The sequence below is a fragment of the Oculatella sp. LEGE 06141 genome (assembly GCF_015207605.1).
Classification (GTDB): Bacteria; Cyanobacteriota; Cyanobacteriia; order Elainellales; family Elainellaceae; genus Oculatella.
On the sequence record NZ_JADEWO010000008.1, the window covers coordinates 71,334 to 97,573 of the forward strand.

At 54.5% G+C, this 26,240-nt stretch carries 6 protein-coding genes; all 6 read right to left on the bottom strand.

Annotated elements, in window-relative coordinates; translation table 11 throughout:
• Positions 1-18: 18 nt before the first annotated feature.
• Positions 19-3,453, bottom strand: coding sequence for a non-ribosomal peptide synthetase (locus tag IQ268_RS08180; RefSeq protein WP_228035192.1), 3,435 nt, complete (start codon positions 3,451-3,453; stop codon positions 19-21).
• Positions 3,454-3,457: 4 nt separating this feature from the next.
• Complete coding sequence (locus IQ268_RS08185; protein WP_193877324.1) at positions 3,458-4,522, bottom strand: LLM class flavin-dependent oxidoreductase; 1,065 nt, start codon at positions 4,520-4,522, stop codon at positions 3,458-3,460.
• Positions 4,523-4,601: 79 nt separating this feature from the next.
• Positions 4,602-9,221, bottom strand: a complete 4,620-nt coding sequence (locus tag IQ268_RS08190; RefSeq protein ID WP_193877326.1) for a type I polyketide synthase — start codon at positions 9,219-9,221, stop codon at positions 4,602-4,604.
• Between the two features lie 57 nt (positions 9,222-9,278).
• On the bottom strand, positions 9,279-19,109 hold the full coding sequence (locus IQ268_RS08195) for a non-ribosomal peptide synthetase (RefSeq protein WP_193877328.1): 9,831 nt from the start codon (positions 19,107-19,109) through the stop codon (positions 9,279-9,281).
• Between the two features lie 14 nt (positions 19,110-19,123).
• Positions 19,124-23,737 carry a type I polyketide synthase gene (locus IQ268_RS08200; protein ID WP_193877330.1) on the bottom strand — a complete coding sequence of 1,538 codons (4,614 nt, stop codon included), beginning with the start codon at positions 23,735-23,737 and terminating at the stop codon, positions 19,124-19,126.
• A complete protein-coding gene (locus tag IQ268_RS08205) occupies positions 23,730-25,862 on the bottom strand; it encodes an AMP-binding protein (protein WP_228035193.1) in 2,133 nt (710 codons plus the stop codon). The genes IQ268_RS08200 and IQ268_RS08205 overlap by 8 nt, the downstream gene beginning before the upstream one ends.
• Positions 25,863-26,240: the final 378 nt, after the last annotated feature.

Sequence of the window (26,240 nt, forward strand, 5' to 3'; positions counted from 1 at the left end):
TTACCTGTACATGCACCGTTACTTTATGCGCTTGACTCGTCGTTGCTGCATTCGCTGTTTGCCCTGTTGACGTGCTTCGATGTGGTGGGCATTCGACGATGCTAATTGTTCACCAGGTTGATGATTGGATAGGTTACGGAATTGGCTGAGATGTTGAGCGATCGCATGAATCGTCGGATACCGAAATAAATCAAGAATAGATAAGTCTGCCTGCAACTGGGAGCGGAGTCGAGTATTCACTTGAATTAATAACAGGGAGTGCCCCCCCAACTCAAAGAAGTTATCGTGGATACCCACCGTTTCCAGTTGCAGTACCTCTTGCCAAATCTGGGCGATCGCCTGCTCTAACTCCGTTTGCGGCATGATATACGCCGTATCTAAGTTGGGGCGAATGGTTTGTGGCAAGGGCAATGCGCGGCGATCGATTTTGCCATTGGGAGTCAGCGGCATCGCATCCAGGGGCACAAAGACAGAGGGAATCATGTACTCTGGCAGTCGATTGGACAGGAAGTCATACAAATGGCTGACAGAACTTTCTGCGGTTGCATCAGCCACGACATACGCTACCAATCGCTTATATCCCTGTTCATCGTCCAGAGCTACGACCACCGTTTCCCGAATGCCGGGATATTGACTCAGTGCGGCTTCCACGTCTCCTAACTCAATCCGAAAGCCCCGCACTTTCACCTGATGATCCAGTCGTCCCAAAAATTCAATTGTGCCATCGGGTCGATACCGGGCAAGATCGCCCGTTTTATAAAGTCTTGAAGATTGAAGAGGGGTAACGGTCACAGACAGAGAATCGGTCTGCCGTTTATCGTTTGCCTTTAAAAACGGATTGGGAATAAATTTTTCTGCCGTTAAGTCGGGTCGATTCCAATAGCCCCGTGCCAGCCCCACTCCGCCAATATGTACCTCACCTGGAACACCGATAGGGACTGGGTTGCCAGCTTTATCCAATAGATCAATTTGCGTATTGGCAATGGGTCGTCCAATGGGGACGCTACTGCCTGTGTCTTGTCGTTGGCAGGTCCAATGGGTCACATCGATCGCTGCTTCTGTCGGTCCATAGAGGTTGTGCAGTGCGGCAGGTAATCGCTCTAAACATCGATGCTGTAACTCGGTCGATAATGCCTCACCGCTGCACATCATTTGTCGCACATTGCGACAGTCCGAGAGGTTGGGTTCCTCCAGAAATATCTGCAACATGGACGGTACAAAGTGAAGGGTGGTAATGCGTTCTGCTGCAATCAGTCGAGCCAGGTATGTACTGTCCTGATGACCACCGGGCTTTGCCACGACCAATCGTGCTCCTGTCATTAATGTCCACAGAAACTCCCACACGGAGACATCAAAACTGAAGGGTGTCTTTTGCAGTACACAGTCGATTGGCGTTAGGTGATACGCCTCCTGCATCCACCGCAGGCGATTGCAAAGTCCCACGTGGGTATTCATTGCACCTTTGGGCTGTCCAGTGGAGCCGGACGTATAAATGACATAGGCCAGATGGTTGAGGGTAACGCTGCTTTGAGGATTTGTAGTGGGATAGGCGGCGATCGCCTCCCAGTCGCCATCCAGACAAATGCAGTGTGCAGGCACTTCGGGCAAAGCGTGAACGAATCGTGCCTGGGTGAGGAGAATGGGCACCTGGGCATCCCGCAACATAAAAGCAAGTCGCTCGGATGGATAGGTCGGATCAATCGGCACATAGGCTCCCCCCGCCTTTAAAACCGCAAGAATGCCAATCACCATCTCTAGCGATCGCTCCAAGCACAGCCCCACCAGGGTATCGGGCTGCAATCCCTGCGCCTGGAGGTAGTGAGCCAGTTGATTGGCGCGATGATTTAATTCTCGATAGGTAAGCTGTTGGTTTTCAAAGGTGAGGGCGATCGCATCGGGGGTCTGCTTCACCTGCGCTTCAATGAGGTGATGAATACAGCTGTTATCATCGTACTCCCGTGTGGTTTGATTCCACGCCACCACTAACTGGTGGTACTCCTCCGGGGTGAGCAGTGAAAGATCAGACAAACGCTGCTGAGGATTGGCAACAATACTTTCCAGCAACGTTTGAAAGTGACTGACCAAACGGGCAATCGTGGGTTGATCAAACAAATCGGTACTGTACTCAACCTGCCCTTTCATTCCCGACTCTGAATCCACTAAATTCAGGCGCAGTTCAAATTTGGCCGTTTCGTTATCTAACAACAGGGGGTGAACCGTGAGATTATCCAGAGCCAGCGGTTGTAATGGGGCAAGCTGAAAGTCGAGCTTTGCCTGGAATAATGGCACCATCTGGCTGAGATCCCGTTCTGGCTTGAGCGCTTCGACCAGCCGTTCAAAGGGAAGGTCTTGATGGGCGTAGGCTCCCATTAAGACGTCGCGTACTCGCTGCAAGAGTTCCAGAAAGGTAGGGTTACCCGATAGCCGAGTGCGTAACACAAGTGTATTCACCAACAGGCCAATTAAGCTTTCCGTTTCAACTCGATTGCGGTTGGCAATATCGGTGCCGACAACAATATCCTCCTGGTGGCTGTAACGCTGGAGTAAAACCGTGAACCCTGCCAGTAAAACCGTAAACAACGTCACACCCGATCGCACACTTAGGGCTTTCAGCGCATCGGATAATGGCTTAGAAAGGGCAATCGGATACCTGGCACCTTGAAAGGTGGGCACTGCCGGACGGGGGCGATCGCTCGGTAAGTTCAGTACGGGCAGGGCGTTCAACTGCTGTCGCCAGTAGGCTAATTGTTTCTCAAGTTCGGCTCCTTGCAACCACTGCCGCTGCCAGACCGCAAAATCTGCATATTGAATCGGCAGAGGCGAGAGGGGGGAGGGCTGTTGCCGAGAAAAGGCTTCATAGAGTTGCGTCAACTCCTGAATAAAGATACCCAGTGACCAGCGATCGGCAATGATATGGTGCATGGTCACTAACAAGACATGCTCCGTGTGATCCAGCTTCAGGAGCCTGAGCCGCAGCAACGGCTGTGCCAGATCAAAGACCCAACGCGCTTCCTGATGGGCTAACCGCTGTACTTCAAGTTCTCGATCGGCAACGTGGCTCAGGTCGTGAGTCGCCAATGAAGTTGTCGATACAGGCGCAACGATCTGAATCGGTTGTCCCTCTGGATTCGTCGCAAAGGTGGTGTGCAGGGTGTCATGACGCTGAATGATTTCCTGGAGGGCTTGCTCCAGTACTGGCACGCGCAACGTTCCGTACAACCGCAATCCGCTAAACACGTTATATGAACTGGGATTCAGATCCAGTTGATGGATAAACCACAGCCGTTGTTGTGCAAACGACAGGGGAGCTTCATTGATCGGGGAAAGGGGCGATCGCTGTGGAATCCCGGTTGGAGATGATAGGCTTAGTCCCCGTTGTTGCAGGCGCTTTTCCAGGAGCGATCGCTGCTCTGGCGAAAGGGCTGCCAGTTGTCGAGCCAGCTCATTCATCATACGATTAACCCATTACGGCTACGGTTTTGCGATTGCAGGTCTCTTTCAGGGCATGGAGATGGGGCAGAGCCGCCATGACCGCATCAATGTTGGGATCGAAATCAATGAGGCAGGCCACTTCATCCACTCCCGCTTGCTGGAGGCGATCGATCATTGGTAGACAGGTAGCCTGGGAGCCAATCAGGGTTCTGCCTTTCAGCCAGCCTTCATAGGCAAAGGCCAGCAGACTATCAATGTCGGCATTTGAAAGTGACTTGAGATCAATCTTCAAGTTCAACCCTTTGGCTAAATGCTCCAGTAAGTCCAAATGCGTTTTTAAGTAATTGCAAAACGGCTCTCTCACCTGTTCTTTAACCGTCTCGAAATCCTCTCCTACAAACGTATGGAGCATCATCGCTACCTTGCCCTGCTGCGGATCATGCCCATGCTCTCTGCGGGCTTGCCGATACAGTGAAATATGCTTCGCCACTTCCTCCAGCGTGCCGGACAGCAGCGAGGTCAGAACATTCGCGCCCAGTTTGCCTGCTTCGATATACGTGTTGGGCGACTGGCAGACAATCCAGGTTGGAAATTCGGACTGCAAGGGTCGGGGAAAGGTTTTCACTGGAATCCGCTGACCCGATGCCTCATTGAGTTCGACGGATTCCCCCCGCCATAGCCTTTGCACGGTCTGGATACCTCGCCACATGGCGGCTTTGCGATCGCCATACGGTTCCGTTGACAGGACAAAATCATCCATTGTCCATCCCGATGCAAAGGCGATCGCCACGCGCCCATTTGAGAGGTTATCGACAACGGCCCACTCTTCCGCTACCCGTGCCGGATTATGCAGCGGCATCACCACACTGCCTGCCCGCAATTGCAGGTGATGCGTCACCATTGCCAGAGCTGCTCCGGTTACTGATGGATTGGGATACAGTCCCCCGAAGGGATGAAAGTGTCGTTCGGGCATCCACAGGGCTGAAAAGCCGTGCTGGTCAGCAAATTGAGCGCTTTCAATCATCAGTCGATAGGTATCGGGTTGAACGGTTGATCCATCCCCGGAGAAGTAAAACAAACTAAATTCCATAGGTGCAAACTCCTATTGCAATGTTCGTAGATATGAAGCCGTGCCTCATTTGAGTGAAAACCGCTGTAATAAGTCGGTTTCATGAGCCAGAGTGAGATTCTTTGAGGTACCTCTGAACCTCATCCGGCGATAAGTTTTTCACGTCTTCCAACAGAGCGGCGATCGTCTGCTCGTTCGATGGCGACTGGCTATCGTGAATGACCTGAGCCAATCCGGCAACCGTTGGTGCATCAAACAAAATACTTTTCAGCGGGAGTTCCACGGCAAACTGCTGCCGCAAACGTGACGTAACCTGAATAGCAAGTAGAGAATGGCCACCCAATTCAAAGAAGTTGTCGTGAATGCTGACTTGCTCGATGCCCAGTAGCTCTTGCCAGATAACCGCGATCGCCTGCTCCAGTTTGGTGCGGGGGGCTTCATACGGAGTCTGTACATTCGCTCGTGCCGAGGTGAATGGGCTGGACTGAGGGAGTGAAACGGCCTGTTGCTTCTTCAATCCAACGGGTGAAGGTTGACTCATTCGTTGTGAGAGTGACCCCGTTGAAACCACTACCTGTTCGGCTACAGACATGGCTAAAACACGTTCAATAGCCTCCCACACTTCCTGGGGAGTCATGGCCAGATCAAGCGCATCACTGGTTGGAGATGTCGGGTCGTGATCTGGCTCGTCCGAGTGCCACGCTTGCCGATTGATACTGAACCAAGGTGTGTGGCTCCTACGATTCAGATGGTTGACCACAGCATCGACATAGAAATAGCTGGCGGCATAGGTTGCTAATCCCACACCTCCCAAGACACACGCAAGAGAGGATTGAACCAGGCCAAAATCAAGGTGGCGATCGCCCAGAACCGTTTCCAAGACATGAAGCCCCTGCATTCGGGCAGATAGTTCTGCATCACTATTGGCAGGTGTCACGTCAGCGATCGCTCTAATAGAGTGTGCGGCATTAATGGCGGGCGTGTAAATTACACCCTGCAAAGAGCCAACCTGCTGCTCAATGTGTGCGATCGCCTGCCGCATTTGCGCTACATCGGTCACGTCTGCTTCGACCCAGTACACCCGGGCACCTGTTGCTTCTAGGGCTTGCCACTGGTGAATTTGACGGCTCACAGGATCATCTCCAGGGTGGTTTGCAAGCCAGTGTTGCCATTGCGTGCGGGCTGGCAATCCGGTGTTGCCAACCAGGGAAACGTTCGCCTGCCACCGTTCAATCAAGGACATGGCGAAGGAACATCCCAAGCCATGAACTAAATCCCCGGCAATTAAATACGTACCTCCTTTTCGCAGGCGAGACTGACTCGGAGCCGCTGGCAGTGGCATGGGGGCAAAGGTCTGAATCCAACGACGCGTTCCTCGATAGGCAACGGTGGTATCACCATCCGGATGAGTGAATTCTGCGAGTAGAGCCTGAATCAGTTGCGTCGCCCACGCATCGTTAGAAGAAGGGAGGACGACATCAATCACCTGACAGGGAAACTGAGGATATTCCTGTGGAATGACTTTGCAAGCTCCTGAGAGCGTAGCCTTGGCAGGTATCGGAGACTCGGTGCCCATCACATCCTGTAAATGATGGGTGACAACATGGAGCGACAGGGAATGATGATGGGGCACAAGTGCTTGAGTCAAATAAATTAAGCTATAAAACCCACATCGTTGACTGGTTTCATTGTCCGCCTCAGCATCAATACTCCAACAGTGAACCACGCGATGCAGCGGCTGAGTGTGCAGAGCCTGCACCAGTTTTTCGTACTCTTTAGCCTGGCTGGGATTGAGCGTGTACTGGCGATCGCCATGCTGTGCAAACTGCTCACCGGGTGTCACGGTAATCACCGTTTGTCCGATCTGCTCCAGTTGACGGGCGAGTTGCTGCCCAAAACCCGTGGCATCGAGCAGCAAGAGCCAGCACGAGGGGGAAGAGGCGATCGCCTGCAAGTCAGATACAACCGGAGGGGTGCGCTTCCATGTGGGCAGGTAAAACCAGTTTGAACGATCAGACTGGCGCATGATCAGGCTTGAAGAGGGTTGTTGATCTGGAATAGCGGGCTGTGGCTCAATCCAATAGCGCTGTCGCTCAAAGGGATAGGTGGGCAACGGCACCCGCTGCCGCCGCTCATGGGCATAGAAGCCTGACCAGTCGATCTCCACTCCCCCCAACCATAAGCGTCCCAGGCTTTGCAGCAACAAGGCACTGTCGGATTCCTCCTGCTGCGGATGGCGCAGCGAGGCAAGCACCAGTTGCTCTGCTGTTGCCTGCTGCTTTGCCAGAGTCGTCAGCGTTCGTCCAGGGCCGACTTCTAACAGAATCTGGCTAGAGTCCTGCACCAGTTCTTTGAGGCATGAGGCAAACTGCACTGTCTGGCGTAACTGCTCTCCCCAGTAGTGGGGGTCAGTAGCCTGTGCTGCCGTCAGCCAGGTGCCCGTCACATTCGAGAGAACGGGAATCTGCGGTGGATGCAGTCTCACCTGCTCAACCGCTGCAATCAACGGCTCAACCGCTGGTGCCATCAAGGCAGAGTGAAAGCCGTGGGAGGTATGCAACAGTCGTGCTTCCACACCTTTGGCAGCCAGTTCAGTAGAGAGAGAGGCGATCGCTCCCTGGCTTCCCGAGACAACCGAGAGCGAAGGCGCATTACTGACCGCCAGGGTGATGTCTGAACCGAGCCAGGGCTGCAACTGTGCCGCGGATAGCGGCACGGAGAGCATCGCTCCGGTGGGACACTGCTGCATCAACTCTGCCCGCCGCACCACCAGGGTTAACGCATCTTCCAGGCAGAACACACCGGCCAAACACGCTGCCACCAGTTCACCAATGCTGTGACCGAGCAAGGCAGCGGGCTGAATGCCCCAACTCATCCACAGATGCGCCAGAGCGTACTCAACCACAAATAGCGCCGGTTGGGCATAGCGGGTTTGATTGAGCCGTTCACAGTCATGCGTTGCAGCGGTGGGAAAGAGAATCTCGCGCAGGTCAACGGCCAACGCAGGCAGCAGTAATTGACAGCACGTTTCGACCACGGCTCGAAACGTAGGTTCTGTCTCATACAGCTCCTTTGCCATGCCGGGATACTGTGACCCCTGACCGGGGAACAGAAAGGCGATCGCCCGATGCGCTCCGGTGGCCTGACCCGATAGGAGGCGTTGTGGGTCAGAGGATGCCAGCACCGCACTCGCATCATGGGGCTGACAGACCACCATCCGCCGATGCGCAAAGGCTTGACGACCAACTTGCAGCGTATAGGCGATATCGGCCAGATGAGGATGAGGTGAGTGCTGGAGAAGGGTGGCTAAGTTAGCGGTTGCGGTATCTAGAGCCGTCTTTGTTTTGGCAGAGAGCAGTAGCAGTTGCCAGGGACGAGCGGGCTGCGGGGGTTCACCAGTAGGTGCTTCTTCGAGAACCACATGGGCATTGGTGCCGCCAATGCCGAAGGAACTGACTCCAGCTCGACGGGGAATGCCGTTGGATGGCCAGTCTGTGAGTTGAGTATTGACGTAGAAGGGACTGTTGGCGAAGTCGATATGGGGATTGGGTTGCTCGAAATGCAGGCTGGGTGGGATTTGCCGATGTTGGAGCGCCAAAACAGTTTTAATGAATCCGGCGATACCTGCCGCTGTATCCAGATGTCCTACGTTGGTTTTAACCGAACCAATGGCACAAAATCCCGTCTTTTGTGTGCCTGTGCGGACTGCTTGCGTGAGAGCCGCTATTTCAATCGGATCTCCAAGGGTTGTGCCCGTGCCGTGAGCTTCGATGTAGCGAATACTATCTGGGTCAACTTCGGCAATCTGCTGAGCGGTTCGAATCACGGCGGCCTGACTATCAATGCGGGGAGCCGTATAGCTGACTTTACTGGCTCCATCATTGTTTAGAGCCGAGCCTTTGATTACAGCATGGATATAGTCACCATCAGCGATCGCATCCTCTAGCCGTTTCAGCACCACCAGCCCAACGCCATTGCCCGGTACCGTTCCCTGGGCTTGAGCATCAAAGGCGCGACAATGTCCATCGGGTGAGGCAATGCTGCCCTCATGGTGGAGATAGCCGACGGTTTGCTGAGCACTGACCGTAATGCCACCCGCCAGTGCCATGTCGCACTCGCCGCTGAGTAAGCTCCGACAGGCTAAGTGAACCGCCACCAGCGATGTCGAACACGCGGTTTGCACAGTGTGGCTCGGCCCCTGCAAGTTTAATTTGTAGGAGACGCGGGTGCAGGCAAAGTCCTTGTCATTTGCCAGCATAAGCTGAAAGCGATCGACTGACTTCAGCACCTCTGGATGAGCCACTAAATTCAGCAAATAGCTGTTGAACCCTACCCCGGCATAGACTCCAATTAAACCGCTGTAGGTGTCTGGATCGTAGCCCGCCTGTTCCAATGCTTCCCATGCCACTTCCAGCAAAATCCGATGCTGCGGGTCAGTAATGGCCGCTTCTTTGGGATTGAAGTCAAAAAATGGGGCATCAAATAAGTCAACGTCTGCTAGCGTTGCTCTGGCTTTGACATAGTTTGGTTGACGGAACAAGGATGGATCAACCCCAGCGGCCTGCAACTGGTCATCGGTAAACCAGGACACTGACTCCACGCCATCCCGAATGTTGTGCCAAAATTCTGTCAAATTTCGAGCGCCGGGAAAGCGTCCCGTCATGCCGATGACAGCGACTTCTAATCCATTGAGCTGGTTCACGGGTCTGGAATCCTTCATGGGATATAAAACAAACATTTCATCGAGCTGAGATTCGTTGAAACTGCGTCCCAACCGTTATCGACTGAGTTGATTCAACGTGCGAAACCGTTGCAGGCGAGCTTTGCCCTGCTGAAGTTGAGCGGTGCGATCGCCCCCCATCTCCCCATCCGAAACAGAGGCGTGATGGTGCGAACTTAAAAACGCCGCAAGGGAACTGACCGTGGGATAGCGGAATAACTCTAATAGGGGAAACTCGGTGCCTGAGCGATGCTGAAGTTGGCTGTGAACCTGCACTAGCCATAGGGAATGCCCCCCCAAATCAAAGAAATTGTCGTGAATACCTACGGTTTCAACCTGGAGAATGTGCTGCCACACCTGAGCCACCATCTGTTCCAGTTGATTGCGGGGCGCAACGTAGGTCGTCGCTGAACTTAACCGCGTGTCGTGCTGCGGAGCGGGCAGAGCTTGCCGATCCACTTTGCCGTTGGGCGTTAATGGCAGGTTGTCCAACCGGACATACACCGATGGCACCATGTAAGCGGGTAACGTCTGGCTCAAGAACTGACGCAGTTCTCCCGACTCCAGTGATGCCTGTGCATGGAACACCACATACGCTACCAACTCCTGACTGTCCGCGATCGGGCGAGCCACCACCACCGCCTCACGGATGGCACTATGCTGAATAAGCTGAGTTTCAATCTCACCCAACTCAATCCGAAAGCCGCGAACCTTCACCTGATAGTCGATTCGCCCCAAAAACTCCAGCGTTCCATCTGGACGGTAACGAACGCGATCGCCCGTTTTGTAAAGGTTGGAAGAGTGAGGAGTTGAGTGCCCCTCTGCCTGCCAAAACGGATTAGGAATAAACTTCTCTGCCGTTAAGTCTGGTCGATTCAAATACCCCCAGGCCAACCCGGCACCGCCAATGTGAAGTTCGCCGGGAACACCCACGGGAACAGCTTGATGATAGCGATTGAGCACATAAAACTGGGTGTTGGCGATCGCCCGCCCGATGGGAACAGGCATGTGAGCGTCTGCGGGTTCAACATCCGATTCCTGTGACTGAGCCGCCTTGACTGGATGCACCGCTGACCAGATCGTCGTTTCTGTCGGGCCATACATATTCCACAATGTCCCACACCGTTCTAACAGGGCATTGGCAAGGGAACGTGGCAAGGCTTCACCGCCACAGAGGAGTTTTAAGCAGCGATCGCCCTGCCATCCTGCTGTAATCAGCAGTTGCCAGGTGGCAGGAGTCGCTTGCATGACGGTAGCCTGAACCTGGGTCATGAGGTTTGCCAACTGCGTGCCATCGGCGGCAATCGCACGACTCGTCAACACCACTCGCGCCCCCGTCACCAGTGGTAAGAACAGCTCTAGCGCAGCAATGTCGAAAGCAATGGTGGTTAATGAGAGCAGCACATCCTGCGACGTGAGTCCGGGTGTCTGTTGCAACGATTGGAGGAAATTGACCACCGCTCGATGCGGAATCTGCACCCCCTTGGGCTTCCCGGTGGAACCAGAGGTGTAGATGACGTAGGCCAGGGCATCGGGTGTAGCCAGCCCTGGAAGCGGATCAGTGCAGGCCTGGTCAATTGTGGCGCGATCGCCATCCAGAGAAACGTTAGGAATATGGGTCGGGAGGCGCGGCTCAGTCTCCAGATGTTCCGTTAACAAGACGGCAACATCGGCATCTTCCAGGATGAACGCCAGTCGTTGCGGTGGGTAGCTCGGATCAAGGGGGACATAGGTTCCGCCTGCCTTCAGCACGGCAAGCAGAGCAATGACCAGATGGGGCGATCGCTCCAGGCAAACGCCAACGAGCTGACCGGGACGGACACCGACCCCGCGCAGGTGATGGGCTACCTGATTGGCGCGGCGATCGAGTTCGCGGTAGGTCAACTGTTGCTCCTCAAAGCAAAGGGCAACGGCATCTGGAGTTTTTGCTACCTGCGCTTCCACCCATTCATGCAGACACAGGGACAGGGACAGGAAATCTGCCTCAGCGGCATTCCACGCCTGAATCTGCTGATGTTCGGCAGGGGTAAGCAGATCCAGTTCCCCGATGCGCTGGTGGGGGTTAGCCATCATCCCCTCTAGAAGCTGCTGCCAGTGGACAGCCATGCGGGCGATCGTGTTGGCATCAAACAGGGCACGGTTGTATTCCAGGGTGCCCACCAGCACATCGGCGCGTTCCTGTAGGGAGAGCGTCAGGTCAAATTTGGCCGATTGCGTTTGCGACTCCAGCAGGCTCAGGGTTAAACCGGGAAGTTGCAATGCTGCCGCAGGCGCATTTTGCAAAATGAACATGACCTGGAACAGGGGCGTATGGCTCAAGTTCCGTTCTGGCTGGAGGGCTTCCACCAAACGCTCAAACGGCAAGTCTTGATGAGCATAGGCTCCCAGGGCAACCTCCCGCACCCGATGCAGTGCCTCCTGTACAGTGGGATTGCCCGACAGGTTGGTTCGCAACACCAGCGTGTTGACGAAGAAACCAATCAATGCCTCAGTTTCAGCCCGGTTGCGATTGGCAATAGGAGAGCCGACGACGATGTCTTCACTGCTGCTGTAGCGAGACAGTAACACCTGAAACGCGGTCAGCAGCGTCATAAACAGCGTGCATCCCTGCTGCTGGCTGAAGCGCTTGAGCGTCTGGGTTTGCTGAGGGGAGATCTGGAAGGCATAGGTTGCACCCTGGAAGGTTTGTACCGCAGGACGGGGATGGTCGCAGGGCAACTCCAATAAGGGGGCAGCACCCGCTAGCTGCCGCGTCCAGTAGGCAAGCTGCGACTCCAGGCGATCGCCCTCTAACTCCTCTCGCTGCCACGCAGCAAAATCTGCGTATTGAATCGGCAAGTCTGGCAACGAGGTGGCTTGCCCCTGGCAAAATGCTTTATAGAAATCAGCCAGTTCATGAACCAGCACTCCCATCGACCAGCCATCGGCAACGAGGTGATGAAGGGTGAGCAACAGCACATGCTCTTGAGCCTGAAGCCGGATTAGCTTGACCCGCAGGAGTGGACTGCAATCAAGAGGCACAGGCTGTTGGGCTTCGACCTGTGCCCAGCGGTTGACCTCAATGGCCTGCTGAACTGAGGAAACGTCTTGCAAATCAATCAGGGGAAGCGGGAGGGCGATCGCCGTTGACACCACGGGCACCGGATGCCCTTCCACGCGCTCAAAAGCCGTTCGGAGGACTTCATGCCGATCTATGATTGCCTCCAAACTTCGCCGCAACACCGCTACATTCAACACCCCCTGCACACGAACCGCCACTGGAACGTTGTAAAACGGACTGTCGGGTTCAAGCTGTGCCAAAAACCAGAGGCGCTGTTGGGCAAAGGAAAGGGGCAGAGGTTGGGTGCGATCGCGCGGTTGCAGAGGAGCCGTAGTTTTGGGTTCGGTTTTCAGCAGAGTGTCTATCGCAGGCGCTAGCTCGGCAATGCTGGGATATTCAAAGATGTGACGTAGCGGCACCTCGACTCGAAACGCCTGCCGAATGTGCGACACAACGCGGGTTGCCAGCAGCGAATGTCCGCCCAGTTCAAAAAAGTTGTCGTGAACGTGGATGGCTTCCAACTCCAGCACTCGCTGCCAAATTCCCACCAGAATTTCTTCGGCAGGGGTATGGGGAGCCATCACCAAGTCTGCCTCTGGTGTGGAAGGCACCTGAACACCCGCCAGAGACGGCAACCTCCGGCGATCAACTTTACCGTTGGGGGTGAGCGGCAGAGCCTCCAGCGGTACCACGGCAGTGGGCACCATGTAGTCCGGTAAGGTAGCCTTCAACCAACGTCGCACCTCAACCGATGAAGGCGCATTCCGGGCAACGATGTAGGCCACGAGCTGTTTGCCGCCGCCAGGGGCATCCTGTGCCAGCACAACGGCGTGTTGAATACCGGGATACTGGCTTAATGCCGTCTCAATTTCGCCCAGTTCAATCCGGAAGCCGCGTATTTTCACCTGATGATCGACGCGATCGAGGCATTCCAGGGTGCCATCGGGGCGATAGCGAGCCAGATCTCCGGTTTTGTATAACCTCGCGCCCGGTTCCTGGCTAAAGGGATGGGGAATAAATTTCTCGGCAGTCAGATCGGGACGATGCAAATACCCTCGCGCTAAACCCGCACCGCCAATGTAGAGTTCCCCCACAACACCGCTGGGCACCAGTTGATAATGTTGATCCAGAACGTACAGATCGGTGTTAGCGATCGCCCTCCCAATTGGCACGACTCCCGGGTAGGATGCTCCCTGAGGCACCGAATATACACAGCACCCCACCACCGTTTCAGTTGGGCCATACTCATTGACCAGGCGCGTGGCTGGGGCGTGCTGTTGCCAGAAGGCGATGTGTTCGGGCAAGAGGGTTTCCCCACCAATGATGAAAGCGTTCGTACAGTGGGCAACATCAGACGGGTTAAGTTGTTCTGCCAGAAGCTGCAACTGCGCTGGCGTGATCTTGACCAGGCTGAGTTGCGATCGCTGCCGCAGAGCCATGCCCAACGCCTCAATTCCCAGGTCTTCGGGAACCAATTCCACCCGTTGCCCCACGAGCAGCGGCGAGAATAAGCCCGTAACGGTTAAATCAAAGGCGATGGACGAGTGAACGAGGGTTCCGGTGCCTTGTTCAACGGTGTAGGTATGGGTACACCAGTCGAGGTAGTTGGCGAGTCCCCGGTGGGTGACGAGCGTACCTTTGGGGTTGCCCGTAGAGCCGGACGTATAGATGACATAGGCCAGATGGTCGGGTTTGCACTCAATCCGGGGAAAATCGGTGGGCTGTTGGGCGATCGCCTCATCCTCGGCTCCAAGACACACGATATCTGCTTGAAGCGTCTCAGTCGTGAGCATCGGCAGTAACCGTTGCTGGATCAACAGCACTGCCACCTGAGCATCATTGAGGATGTAGGACAACCGTGCTGCTGGGTAGGTGGGGTCGAGGGGAACATAAGCCCCTCCTGCCTTCAAAATGCCGAGCAACCCAATGACCAGTTCGATGGAGCGTTCCACGCACAGGCCAACCAGACCGTCTGGGGCAACGCCCCTCTGCTGCAAGTGATGGGCAAGCTGATTGGCGCGAGTATTCAGTTCCCGGTAGGTGATTTGCTGGTCGGCAAACACTACCGCGACCGCATCGGGCGAACGTTCTACCTGCCGCTCGAACCAGTCAATGAATGTGCCGTCCTGGGTAAGGGGCGATTGCGTCCTGTTCCACTGCATCCACTGCTGCTGTTCCGATGCCGTTAGCAGGGGCAGGTCCCCAATTGGGCGATCGGGATTGGCCGCCAGCGCTGCCCATAGGGTTTGCAAGTGCCCTGCCATGCGGCGAATGGTGTCGATGGTAAACAGATCGGTGCGATATTCCAGTCGAGCCGTGAGGCCGATGGGGGTCTCCGTAATGGAAAGGGTCAGATCAAACTTGGCAATGGGGCGGTCAATCTCGATGGGCTGCACTTCCAGACCAGGCAGGGTCAGCGATTGGCGCGGAGTTTGCAGCACAAACATCACCTGAAACAGGGGCGTATGGCTGAGGTCGCGATCGGGATGCAGCACTTCCACCAGGTGTTCAAAGGGCAGGTCTTGATGGGCGTAGGCTCCCAGCGCCATGCCTCGAACCCGCTGCAACAGTTCTTGCCCGGTCGGATTGCCCGATACGTCCGTTCGCAGTACCAGGGTGTTCACAAAAAAGCCAATTAATTCCTCTACGTCTGGATGGGTGCGATTGGCGATGGGTGACCCAACGACAATATCGTTACTGTTGCTGTAGCGATGGAGGAGCAGGACAAAGCCCGTCAGCAGGGTCATAAACAGCGTGCAGCCTTGCGTTCGGCTAAGCGTCCTGAGCGCATCAGTGACATCGCCGGGGAGGGTAAAGGAATGACTACTGCCCTGGAATGTTTGAACCGGGGGACGTGGGTAATCGGTTGGCAGGGCTAAAACGGGCGGCGCACCCGCCAACTGCTGCTGCCAGTAGTTGAGTTGAGTGTTCAGAACATCGCCCTGTAACCACTGGCGCTGCCATGCGGCAACGTCAACATACTGAATTGGCAGGATTGGTAAAGGAGATGTCTGCCCGTTGAGATACGCCTCATATAGCACCGTCAGTTCCCGCAGCAGCACCCCAATCGACCAACCATCGGCGGCAATGTGGTGCATGGAAATGAGTAGAACATAGTAGCGTTGGCCTGCCTGCGCGGTGCGCGTATCGCTCAATTTCAGTAATTGCACCCGCAGCAGCTCATCCGTGGCTAAGTCAAAGGTCTGCTGGGCATAGGCATGGGCTAACTGCTGCACCACTTTGGTCTGCGTTGTGGCAGGTATATCACTTAAATCGATCAGGGGCAGGGGTAACTCTGCCGTAGGGCTAATCTCAACTAGAGGCTGTCCCTGGTCGGCTCGGATATGAGTCCGTAGGACTTCATGACGTTGCACAATTTCTTGGAAACTACGATGCAGCGCTGAAATATCCAGGCTACCGCTAAGCCGGATGGCCGCTGGCAAACTGTAAAAGGGACTGTCGGGTTCCCACTGGGCTAGAAACCAGAGGCGCTGTTGGGCAAAGGAAATCGGCAGCGGCTGGGTGCGGGAAATTGGCTGAATGGAGGGAACCGCATGGGTGGCCTCTTTCAACGCGGTGGCGATCGCGGGGGCAAGGGTGGCGATCGTTGGCAACTCAAACAGCGATCGCAGCGGTAGCTCAACCTGAAACGTTCGCTGTATCTGTGCAATTACCTGCGTTGCCAGCAGCGAATGTCCGCCCAGTTCAAAGAAGTTATCGTGAACGCTGACTGTCTCCAGTCCAAGAACTCGTGCCCAAATCCCCGCCAGCAATTCTTCAACAGGGGTGCGCGGTGACGTAAACGCAACCTCCGCCGAACGCCAATCAGGATCGGGGAGCGATCGCCGATCGACCTTACCGTTGGGCATCAGCGGCAATGCCATCATCACCGTAAAAACGGCAGGCACCATGTATTCAGGAAGAGTTTTCTGGAGGTGCAATCGCAACTCCGCTGCCGTTATCTCGTGAGAAGACTGAACGTAAGCAACCAAACGGCGATCGCCCTGCCGATCATAATCAATGACCACACTCGCCTTTACGGCTGGATGCTGGTTGAGCACCGCTTCAATTTCTCCCAGTTCAATGCGAAAGCCACGAATTTTCACCTGGTGGTCGATGCGTCCCAGAAACTCGATCGCGCCATTGGGAAGATACCGGGCGAGATCTCCCGTTTTATAGAGCCTTGAGGATTGAAAGCACAAAGACTGAAGGTCTGAGCTTACTTCTGCCCCACAAAACGGGTTGGGAATGAATTTCTCAGCCGTTAAATCGGGACGATTCAAATAGCCTCGCGCCAGTCCTGCGCCACCGATGTGTAACTCGCCAGGAACGCCAATCGGAACTGGATTTCCGGCATTATCCAACAGATAAATTTGCGTGTTGGCGATCGGGCGACCAATCGGAACGCTGGTTAAAGTGCCCTGCGGCTGACACACCCATGCCGTGACATCGATCGCCGCTTCCGTCGGGCCATAGAGATTATGCAGTTCGGCATTGACCCGCTCAAAGAAGCGGGTTTGTAGATCGCCGGGCAGGGCTTCTCCGCTACAGATCACTCGCGTTATGCTCTGGCAGGTTTCCAATCCCAGTGCGTCTAAAAACGCGTGCAGCATGGATGGCACAAAATGCAGCGTCGTCACTTGCTCCTGAGCAATCACCCGTACCAGGTAGGTGCTGTCTCGATGGCCGTCCGGTTGAGCGATCGCCAACCGTGCCCCTGCCATCAGCGGCCAGAGAAATTCCCAGACCGAAACGTCGAAGCTAAACGGTGTCTTTTGCAGCACCCGGTCGGCAGGGGTCAGTCCATACGCCTCCTGCATCCACACCAGGCGATTCCACAATCCCTGGTGGGTGTTCATTACGCCTTTCGGTCGTCCGGTGGAACCCGATGTGTAGATGACGTATGCCAGATGGTGAGGCTGACTCAGACCGGGAGGATTCATCGTGGGGAAAGGAGCGATCGCCTGCCAGTCACGATCCAGATAGACAACTTGTGCTGCGTGGGGCGGCAACGTCGATACCAGAGGTGCCTGGGTTAATAGCAACGGTACCTGTGCATCCTCCAGCATCCATGCCAGCCGTTCTACCGGATAGGTGGGATCAAGGGGCAGATAAGCGCCCCCCGCTTTGAGTACACCCAGAATGCCAATCACCATCTCCAGCGATCGCTCCAAACACAGCCCCACCAGGGTATCGGGCTGCACTCCCTGCGCTTGCAGATAGTGAGCTAATTGATTGGCACGATGGTTAAGTTCTCGATAGGTAAGCTGTTGGTCATCAAAGCTGAGGGCGATCGCCTCAGGCGTTTGCTCTACCTGCGCTTCAATCCGGTGATGGATACAGCGGCGGTCATTGTACTCCCGTGTGGTTTGATTCCACTCCACGAGAATCTGACGGGTTTCTGCTTCCATCAGCAGGGGGAGTTCGGAGACGCACCGCCGTGGATTTGCCGCAATGCCCTTCAGCAAAACGTGGAAGTGCCCCAGAAGTCGGGCAATGGTAGAAGCATCAAACAAGTCCGTGTTGTATTCGCAAATGCCCCGAATGCCGCTGAGAGTTTCCGAGAGGTTAAGCATCAGGTCAAAGCGAGCAGTACCGCTGTCAATCAGCAGGGGTTCCAGCGTTAGACCAGCCATCTCAACAGTGGTCAGCGGCACCCCTTGCAGCGTCAGCATCACCTGAAACAGCGGATTATGGCTGAGGTTGCGGTCTGGATGCAGGTCTTCCACCAGCTTTTCAAACGGCACATCCTGATGGGCGTAAGCGTCCAGGGCGATCGCTTGAACGCGCCGCAGCAGCGTTTCAAAGCTGGGATTGCCAGATAGATCGGTACGGAACACCAGCGTATTCGCAAAAAAGCCGATGATCGCTTCGGTTTCCGCAGGGGTACGGTTGGCGATCGGGGAACCGACAAGAATATCCGTTTGTCCGGTGTAGCGATACAGCAGGGTTTGAAACGCCGCCAACAGCGTCATGAATAGCGTCACCCCATGTTGTTGACTCAGTGCTTTCAGCAACTCAACCAGCGGTGCGGGAATCTCAAAAAATTGCCGGGTGCCTTTAAAGGTTTGTCGGGCAGGACGAGGGCGATCGGTTGGCACGTTCAGCAGGGCAGGACTATTGTGCAAGCACTGCCGCCAGTAGATGAGTTGCCGTTCCAGAGCTTCTCCCTGAAGCTGTTGCCGCTGCCAGTGGGCAAAATCACCATATTGAATGGGCAATTCGTCCAGGGGAGAAGGCTGACCCTGAACAAACGCCTGATACAGAACCGTCAATTCTCGAATGAAGATGCCCCGGCACCAGCCATCTGCAATGATGTGATGCAGCGTCACCAGCAGCCAGTACTCATCCTCGCCCCATGACAACAGCGCCGTTCGCATGGGCGGTCGCTGGGAGAGGTTAAACGGACAGCGCACTTCAGCCCGCGCAAGCCGTTGCACTTCAGCGTCTCGCTGTGCTGCCGGAATAGTGTGTAAATCGACCAGCAGCAGAGGCAATGTTAGGGTGGGAACGATCGCCTGCACCGGGTGTCCATCAACGGCGGGAAAGGTCGTCCGCAACACATCGTGTCGCCTAACCATTTCATTCAAGGCTTGTTCAAGGGCGGCGATATTGAGAGATCCCTTGAGCCGCATTGCCGCTGATACATTGTATTCCGGACTTTGGGACTGAAACTGATCCAGGAACCACAACCGCTGTTGCGCGAACGATAGGGGAGGGGTATCGTTCCGACGTGGGATGGGTTGCGGTTTAGCAGATGCTACGCCCTGCTGCTGAAGTTGTCGTTCCAGCAAGGCTCGCTGTGCTGGAGAGAGTGCTGCAATCCGCTTCGCAAACTCGTTCATCATCCTTATACCCTGATTTACCGACTCAACGGAGACTGTTGCGCCAGCCTCGCCTGAACGTCCTCTGGAGAGAGATTCTCAATTTCCCGCAACAGTTGATCCAGGCGATCATCCCCACTCGCCAGGGTTTGCTCCGCAATCACCCTGGCGAGTCCGGTTACGGTCGGCGCTTCAAACAAGATGCTCTTGAGGGGCAATTCCACCTGAAACTGCTCTCGCAGGCGCGAGATCACTTGAACGGCCAGCAGGGAATGTCCCCCCAATTCAAAGAAGTTGTCGTGAATGCCAATGGGTTCAATGCCTAACAGCATTTGCCAAATGGCGGCGATCGCTTTCTCCACATCTGTAGTGGGAGCCACATAGGGAGTGGCGATCGCGGGGCGAACATGGGATGCCGTTGGTCTCCACTGTTGCCATACCGTCGATTCGGCTAGCAGCGACGGCTGGGCTTCCTGCTCCAGCCGCGCCTGTAATGATGCCGTCGAGACGATGACCTGTCCCGCTCCCGGCATTGTGAGAACCTGCTGAATCGCCTCCCAAACTTCAGTCGGAGTCATGGCGAGATCACTCACGAACGGTCGCTCCATTGGCGAAAGCTCTGCCTCCCACTCGGAGTGCCACGCCTGCCGATTGACGCTAAACCAGGGGGTAGAATGGGTGCGGCTGCGTTGACTGACGACGGCATCCAGACATGTGTAACTCGCCGTATACGCTGCCAGCCCCAGTCCTCCCAGTACGCAGGCAAGCGACGACTGCACCAGGTAGAAATCGAGTGATTTGCCCTGCAAGGTACTCTCTATCACCAGGAGTCCCTGCATACGCGATCGCAACTCTGACGCACTATTCGTCACGTTCAGTTCTTGAATGGAACGGGCACTCTGGGCAGCATTAATCGCGGGCGTATAAATCACTCCATGTACGGTTCCAAAGTGCTGATCAATTTGGCCGATCGCCCGCTGCATCTGGTCTGCATGAGTTACGTCCGCCTCAAATATTAGGAGTTGTGCCCCGGCTGTTTCCAGGGTTTGAATCTGACGAATGCGACGACTTACCCGGTCGTCATCGGAATGGGAGGTCAGCCATTGCTCCCACAGGTGGCGTTCGGGAAGTCCACTTTGCCCCACCAGGGCAACCTTTGCCTGCCAGGTTTCAATGAGTAATTGAGCGATCGCAAACCCCAATCCATTGATCAAATCCCCTGCAATCAGGTAAATGCCCCCCTGGCGCAGGCGCGACGAACCCGGTTCTGCTGGCAATGGCATTGACTCAAAGGTTTGCTCCCAGCGATGACGGCCCCGATGGGCAATAGTCGCTTCAGGCGAGGATACGAGCAATTCGGCAAGGAGCGACTGGATCACGGGATGATCGGGAGAAAGCTCAGTCTGCGGTAGGTCGAGATCCAGGTTGCGGCAGGTGAGATGGGGATACTCCTGGGGAATAACTTTGCAGGCTCCCAGAACAGCAGCACGATCTGGAGCCGAATCTTCTGTACCTAAAACATCATGCAGATGATGAGTGAGCACATCCAGGTACAGCGTCGCCGTTCCCAGTTGGTTGGCGATCGCCTGTGTCAGGTAAATCAAACCATAGAAATCCCTCAGTTCTTCTAAGCCAGCGGTTTCAGGCGCAACTAAACTCCAGCTATACACTACCCGTTGCGGGGTTGAATGCCGAATTCGTACCGTTTGCAGTAATGTTTCGTAGTCTTCAGGCTGATCAGGATTGAGGGTGTAGTGGCGATCGTTCAATCGTGCGAATTCCGTTGCCGGAGTTACTGTGATTACTGTTTGTCCGGCCTGCTCTAATTGCTGAGCGACGTGATTCGCCAATCCGTTTGCATCAGCAAATATCAGCCAACAGGATGGTTCTATAAATGCTGAACGTCGGTTTAGTGCTGGTAGACGCTTCCACGATGCTTGATAGAACCAATCATTGACCGCAGACTTCCGGCTAAGTGAATCAGCGATTCTAGAGGATGATTGAATCGGCTCAATCCAATAGCGCTGTCGCTCAAAGGGATAGGTGGGCAACGGCACCCGCTGCCGCCGCTCATGGGCATAGAAGCCTGACCAGTCGATCTCCACTCCCTCCAACCATAAGCGTCCCAGGCTTTGCAGCAACAAAGCAATGTCGGATTCCTGCTGCTGCGGATGGCGCAGCGAGGCGAGCACCAGTTGCTCTGCTGTTGCCTGCTGCTTTGCCAGAGTCGTCAGCGTTCGTCCAGGGCCGACTTCTAATAGAATCTGGCTAGAGTCCTGCACCAGTTCTTTGAGGCATGAGGCAAACTGCACTGTCTGGCGTAACTGCTCTCCCCAGTAGTGGGGGTCAGTAGCCTGTGCTGCCGTCAGCCAGGTGCCCGTCACATTCGAGAGAACGGGAATCTGCGGTGGATGCAGTCTCACCTGCTCAACCGCTGCAATCAACGGCTCAACCGCTGGTGCCATCAAGGCAGAGTGAAAGCCGTGGGAGGTATGCAACAGTCGCGTTTCCACACCTTTGGCAGCCAGTTCAGTAGAGAGAGAGGCGATCGCTCCCTGGCTTCCGGAGACAACCGAGAGCGAAGGCGCATTACTGACCGCCAGGGTGATGTCTGAACCGAGCCAGGGCTGCAACTGTGCCGCGGATAGCGGCACGGAGAGCATCGCTCCGGTGGGACACTGCTGCATCAACTCTGCCCGCCGCACCACCAGGGTTAACGCATCTTCCAGGCAGAACACACCGGCCAAACATGCTGCCACCAGTTCACCAATGCTGTGACCGAGCAAGGCAGCGGGCTGAATGCCCCAACTCATCCACAGATGCGCCAGAGCGTACTCAACCACAAACAGCGCCGGTTGGGCATAGCGGGTTTGATTGAGCCGTTCACAGTCATGCGTTGCAGCGGTGGGAAAGAGAATCTCGCGCAGGTCAACGGCCAACACAGGCCGCAGTAATTGACAGCACGTTTCGACCACGGCTCGAAACGTAGGTTCTGTCTCATACAGCTCCTTTGCCATGCCGGGATACTGTGACCCCTGACCGGGGAACAGAAAGGCGATCGCCCGATGCGCTCCGGTGGTCTGTCCAGATAGGAGGCGTTGTGGGTCAGAGGATGCCAGCAGCGAACTCGCATCATGGGGCTGACAGACCACCATCCGCCGATGAGCAAAGGCTTGACGACCAACTTGCAGCGTATAGGCGATATCGGCCAGATGAGGATGAGGTGAGTGCTGGAGAAGGGTGGCTAAGTTAGCGGTTGCGGTATCTAGAGCCGTCTTTGTTTTGGCAGAGAGCAGTAGCAGTTGCCAGGGACGAGCGGGCTGCGGGGGTTCACCAGTAGGTGCTTCTTCGAGAACCACATGGGCATTGGTGCCGCCAATGCCGAAGGAACTGACTCCAGCTCGACGGGGAATGCCGTTGGATGGCCAGTCTGTGAGTTGAGTATTGACGTAGAAGGGACTGTTGGCGAAGTCGATATGGGGATTGGGTTGCTCGAAATGCAGGCTGGGTGGAATCTTTCGGTGTTTGAGTGACAGGAGCGTTTTGATCAATCCTGTTACTCCAGCCGCCGTATTCAGATGTCCTACATTGGTTTTGACCGAACCAATGGCGCAGACGTTCTTCTGATTTGTACTCGTCCGAAAAACATGGTTTAGCGCTTTAATTTCAATGGGATCGCCCAATTCTGTCCCGGTGCCATGAGCTTCAATGTAGCGAATCGTTTCGGGGGCAATGTTGGCGATCGCCAAAGCTTCAGCCACCACTTCGGCCTGCCCTTCTACACTGGGCGCGGTGTATCCCACTTTCCCAGCCCCATCATTATTAATAGCCGATCCTTTGATCACACCATAGATATGATCTCCGTCGGTAAGGGCTTCATCAAGCCGCTTCAGCACCACCAGCCCCATGCCACTCCCAAACACGGTTCCTTGAGCCTGGGCATCAAAGGCGCGGCAGGTGCCAGTGGGTGAGGCAATGCTGCCCTCGTGATGCAGGTACCCTTCCCGACGGAGATTTTGAATGGAAATTCCTCCAGCGATCGCCATGTCGCACTGATACCCCAGCAGGCTGCGGCAGGCCAGATGCACGGCTACGAGAGAAGTGGAGCAAGCCGTTCCAATGCTGAAACTGGGACCCTTTAAGTTCAGTAAGTACGAAATTCGGGTGGCAAGGTAGTCTTTGTCATTACTGATCAGGGTTTCCAACGCCTGAGATTGCAGCAACTCGGCGTGAGAACTCAGATGTTGCAACAAATAGTGACTGATATTAGCCCCGACAAATACTCCCGTTAGTTCGGTAAGGGAAGAAGGGGGATAACCCGCATTCTCTAGTGCTGTCCAGGCACACTCCAACAGTAATCGGTGCTGGGGGTCCATTAACTCCGCTTCTTTGGGCGTGAAGCCAAAGAATTTGGCATCAAAGGTATCCACATCCGATAACAAAGCCCCTGCTTTAACATAATTTGGGTGCTGAATTAAGGTTTCATCGACTCCAGCAGCACTCAGTTCCTCGTCAGTCAGAAAAGAAATGGACTCTTGACTGTTGCAAAGGTTTTGCCAAAACTGCGAAACACTATCTGCCCCTGGAAAACGACCTGCAAGTCCGATGACGGCGATCGCCTCAGGAGAATAGCTCACATCTGAATTAATCATGACGGGTTCTTCTATGTTTTAATGCACGCTGCTCAGCGGCGATCGCACGTTGCTGTTGCTTAGCACGGTCGCGTATTTGTGAAAGGTGTATGCGTTCGTCTAACGGGGCATTGATATGCCGAGCCAATGCTTCAATGGTGGGATATTCAAAGGGATCAATGGCCGTAAAGTCTCGCTGAAATAGGGTACTTAAAGCAGCACCCACCTGAGCAGCTAGCAGTGAGTTTCCTCCAAGTTCAAAAAAGCTATCATAAATACCAATCTGGTCTACCTTGAGTAAATCCTGCCAAAGAGTGACCAGGGTTTGCTCAGTTGCGTTTCTGGGACTGGTATAGGGCGTGGAGAGAGGAGGGCGCGATCGCCGTTCTGAAGCGGCCCAAATGCGACTGGCAACAACGGGCAATTCTTGGGCTAAATAGCTGGTGCGACAAGCGCGCCGCTGGATCTTACCACTTGATGTTTTAAGAATACTGGCGGGCTTTAAAAGTACAATTTCATAGATATCAATTTCGTGTTCAAGAGCGATGGCTTGGCGAATTGCATTGAATACAGCATCAGTATCTAGATGCCGCAGATGGCTCCGTTCCACCTCCTGAAGAATGATGACCCTTTCTTCATTACCCATCTCTAATGAAAACGCCGCTCCACAGCCTCGGCACAGGGATGGATGGCTGCATTCAACGGTGAATTCAATATCCTGAGGGTAGTGATTGCGCCCTCGCACAATGATCAAATCTTTGAGCCGCCCCGTGATGAATAATTCGCCATCTCGCATAAACCCCAGGTCTCCAGTTCGCAAGAAGGGGCCTTCCTGAGTTGGGGCAATATACGCCTGAAACATAGTATTGGTTTGGTCAGGTCGTTGCCAGTAGCCCTGCGCGACGCTGGGACTCGACACCCAAACTTCTCCCACTTGATCAGATGCACACTGCATGTAGCTTTCAGGGTTGACAATTGCAACTTGAGTGTCTAAGTGAGCATGACCACAACCGACTAAGCAGCGAGTGTTTGCATCAGATTCACCACCTTCAATGACCTGATGCTGTTCTAAGGCATCTGCTTGCACAGCGCAGTAAATTGGCTCTTGCCCGACCGTTCCACCGGAGATCATCAGAGTTGTTTCTGCCATGCCATAGCACGGATAAAAGAAGCGCGATTGAAAGCCATAGGGTTTGAAGGTGGCTGTAAATTCCTCAAGTGTTTGCTTGCGAATCGGTTCTGCCCCAGTGTACGCTTGCTGCCAACTGCTCAGATCAAGGTTGGCTCGCTCCTCGGGCGTTGTTTTATGAACACATAGTTCATAGCTGAAATTGGGACCACCACAATGAGTTGCCCGGTAGTGAGAAATGGCCTGTAGCCATCGAATCGGGCGCTGGGTAAATGCAACAGAGGGCATCAAGACTCCCAAAAACCCTGTATACAGGGGCTGGAGAATACCGTCTAGCAATCCCATATCGTGAAAGCTCGGCAACCATGAAACTGACACACTGTCGGGAGTGAGTTCAGACAGGTGGCGAATATAGTTCAAGTTGTGCAAGATATTGCTGTGACTCACCATTACACCCTTTGGATCACCCGTTGATCCAGAGGTGTACTGCAAAAATGCCAGTGTGTCTGGGGTCAACGATAGGTTTCGCCACTCTGATGCCCGGTCAGCCGCGATCGCTGTTGTATCAAGACATGGTAGATCAGAGAGATGCAAGACCTCGAAACAGGCTTGAATATCTGCAAGGAGTGTCGTAGTTGTGAGTGCGATCGCCGCTTGCGAGTCTGCCACGATATGCTGCAACCGCATCATTTTTGAATTGCGCTTTAACTGGGGAGGATACGCTGGAACAGCGACGATTCCAGCATATAAGCAGCCTAGAAATGCAGTGATAAATTCCAGTCCGGGTGGATATAGCAAGAGTGCCCGTGTCCCCGGAGCATACTGGTGTTGTAGGTGAGCCGCGATCGCTCGACTACGCCAATCAAGAGATTGATAGGTCAGGCGATCGCTTTCTACCTCTCCATCTTGCAGAAACAGAAAAGCGACCTGATCAGGAGACTGATTTATTCTAAGCTGCATCAAATCAACAACGGTGTCATTCAACTGCCGTTGCGTCTTCGAATTATGGAAATGCAAAATTAAATCCTCAACCTTAAGACTCAATCCCTTTGCTTGGCTAAGGGATAGTGTTTAAACGCTCTGCGGCGGCTTGCCCCTCACGCGGCATCTCACTGAAACGGCAGGGAGACACATTGAAATGTAACGACTGCCCAATGCTGAGTAGAACGAGTTTCGGCTCGCAAACCGAGTGTGATGGTGATCGAAATTCAAACAAGACTCAGGCTAACAGTAATAGGAATAGATTGCAATAGCTAAAATCCAAATCATGTCAAAACTCATCTATATCGCCATCAGTTGCAACCTGGATGCTATGAATTTGACAGTGGACAAGAATGAGGCTGTATATATCGTTACCCCGCCTGTTGTATCTTTAGCGATTAGAGAAATCAACTG

What these genes read in the sequence shown, in the direction of transcription:
- IQ268_RS08190 (WP_193877326.1), bottom strand. Translation starts at nt 9,221, where the DNA reads ATGAAGGATTCCAGACCCGTGAACCAGCTCAATGGATTAGAAGTCGCT.
- IQ268_RS08180 (WP_228035192.1), bottom strand. Translation starts at nt 3,453, where the DNA reads ATGATGAATGAGCTGGCTCGACAACTGGCAGCCCTTTCGCCAGAGCAG.
- IQ268_RS08185 (WP_193877324.1), bottom strand. Translation starts at nt 4,522, where the DNA reads ATGGAATTTAGTTTGTTTTACTTCTCCGGGGATGGATCAACCGTTCAA.
- IQ268_RS08195 (WP_193877328.1), bottom strand. Translation starts at nt 19,109, where the DNA reads ATGATGAACGAGTTTGCGAAGCGGATTGCAGCACTCTCTCCAGCACAG.
- IQ268_RS08200 (WP_193877330.1), bottom strand. Translation starts at nt 23,737, where the DNA reads ATGATTAATTCAGATGTGAGCTATTCTCCTGAGGCGATCGCCGTCATC.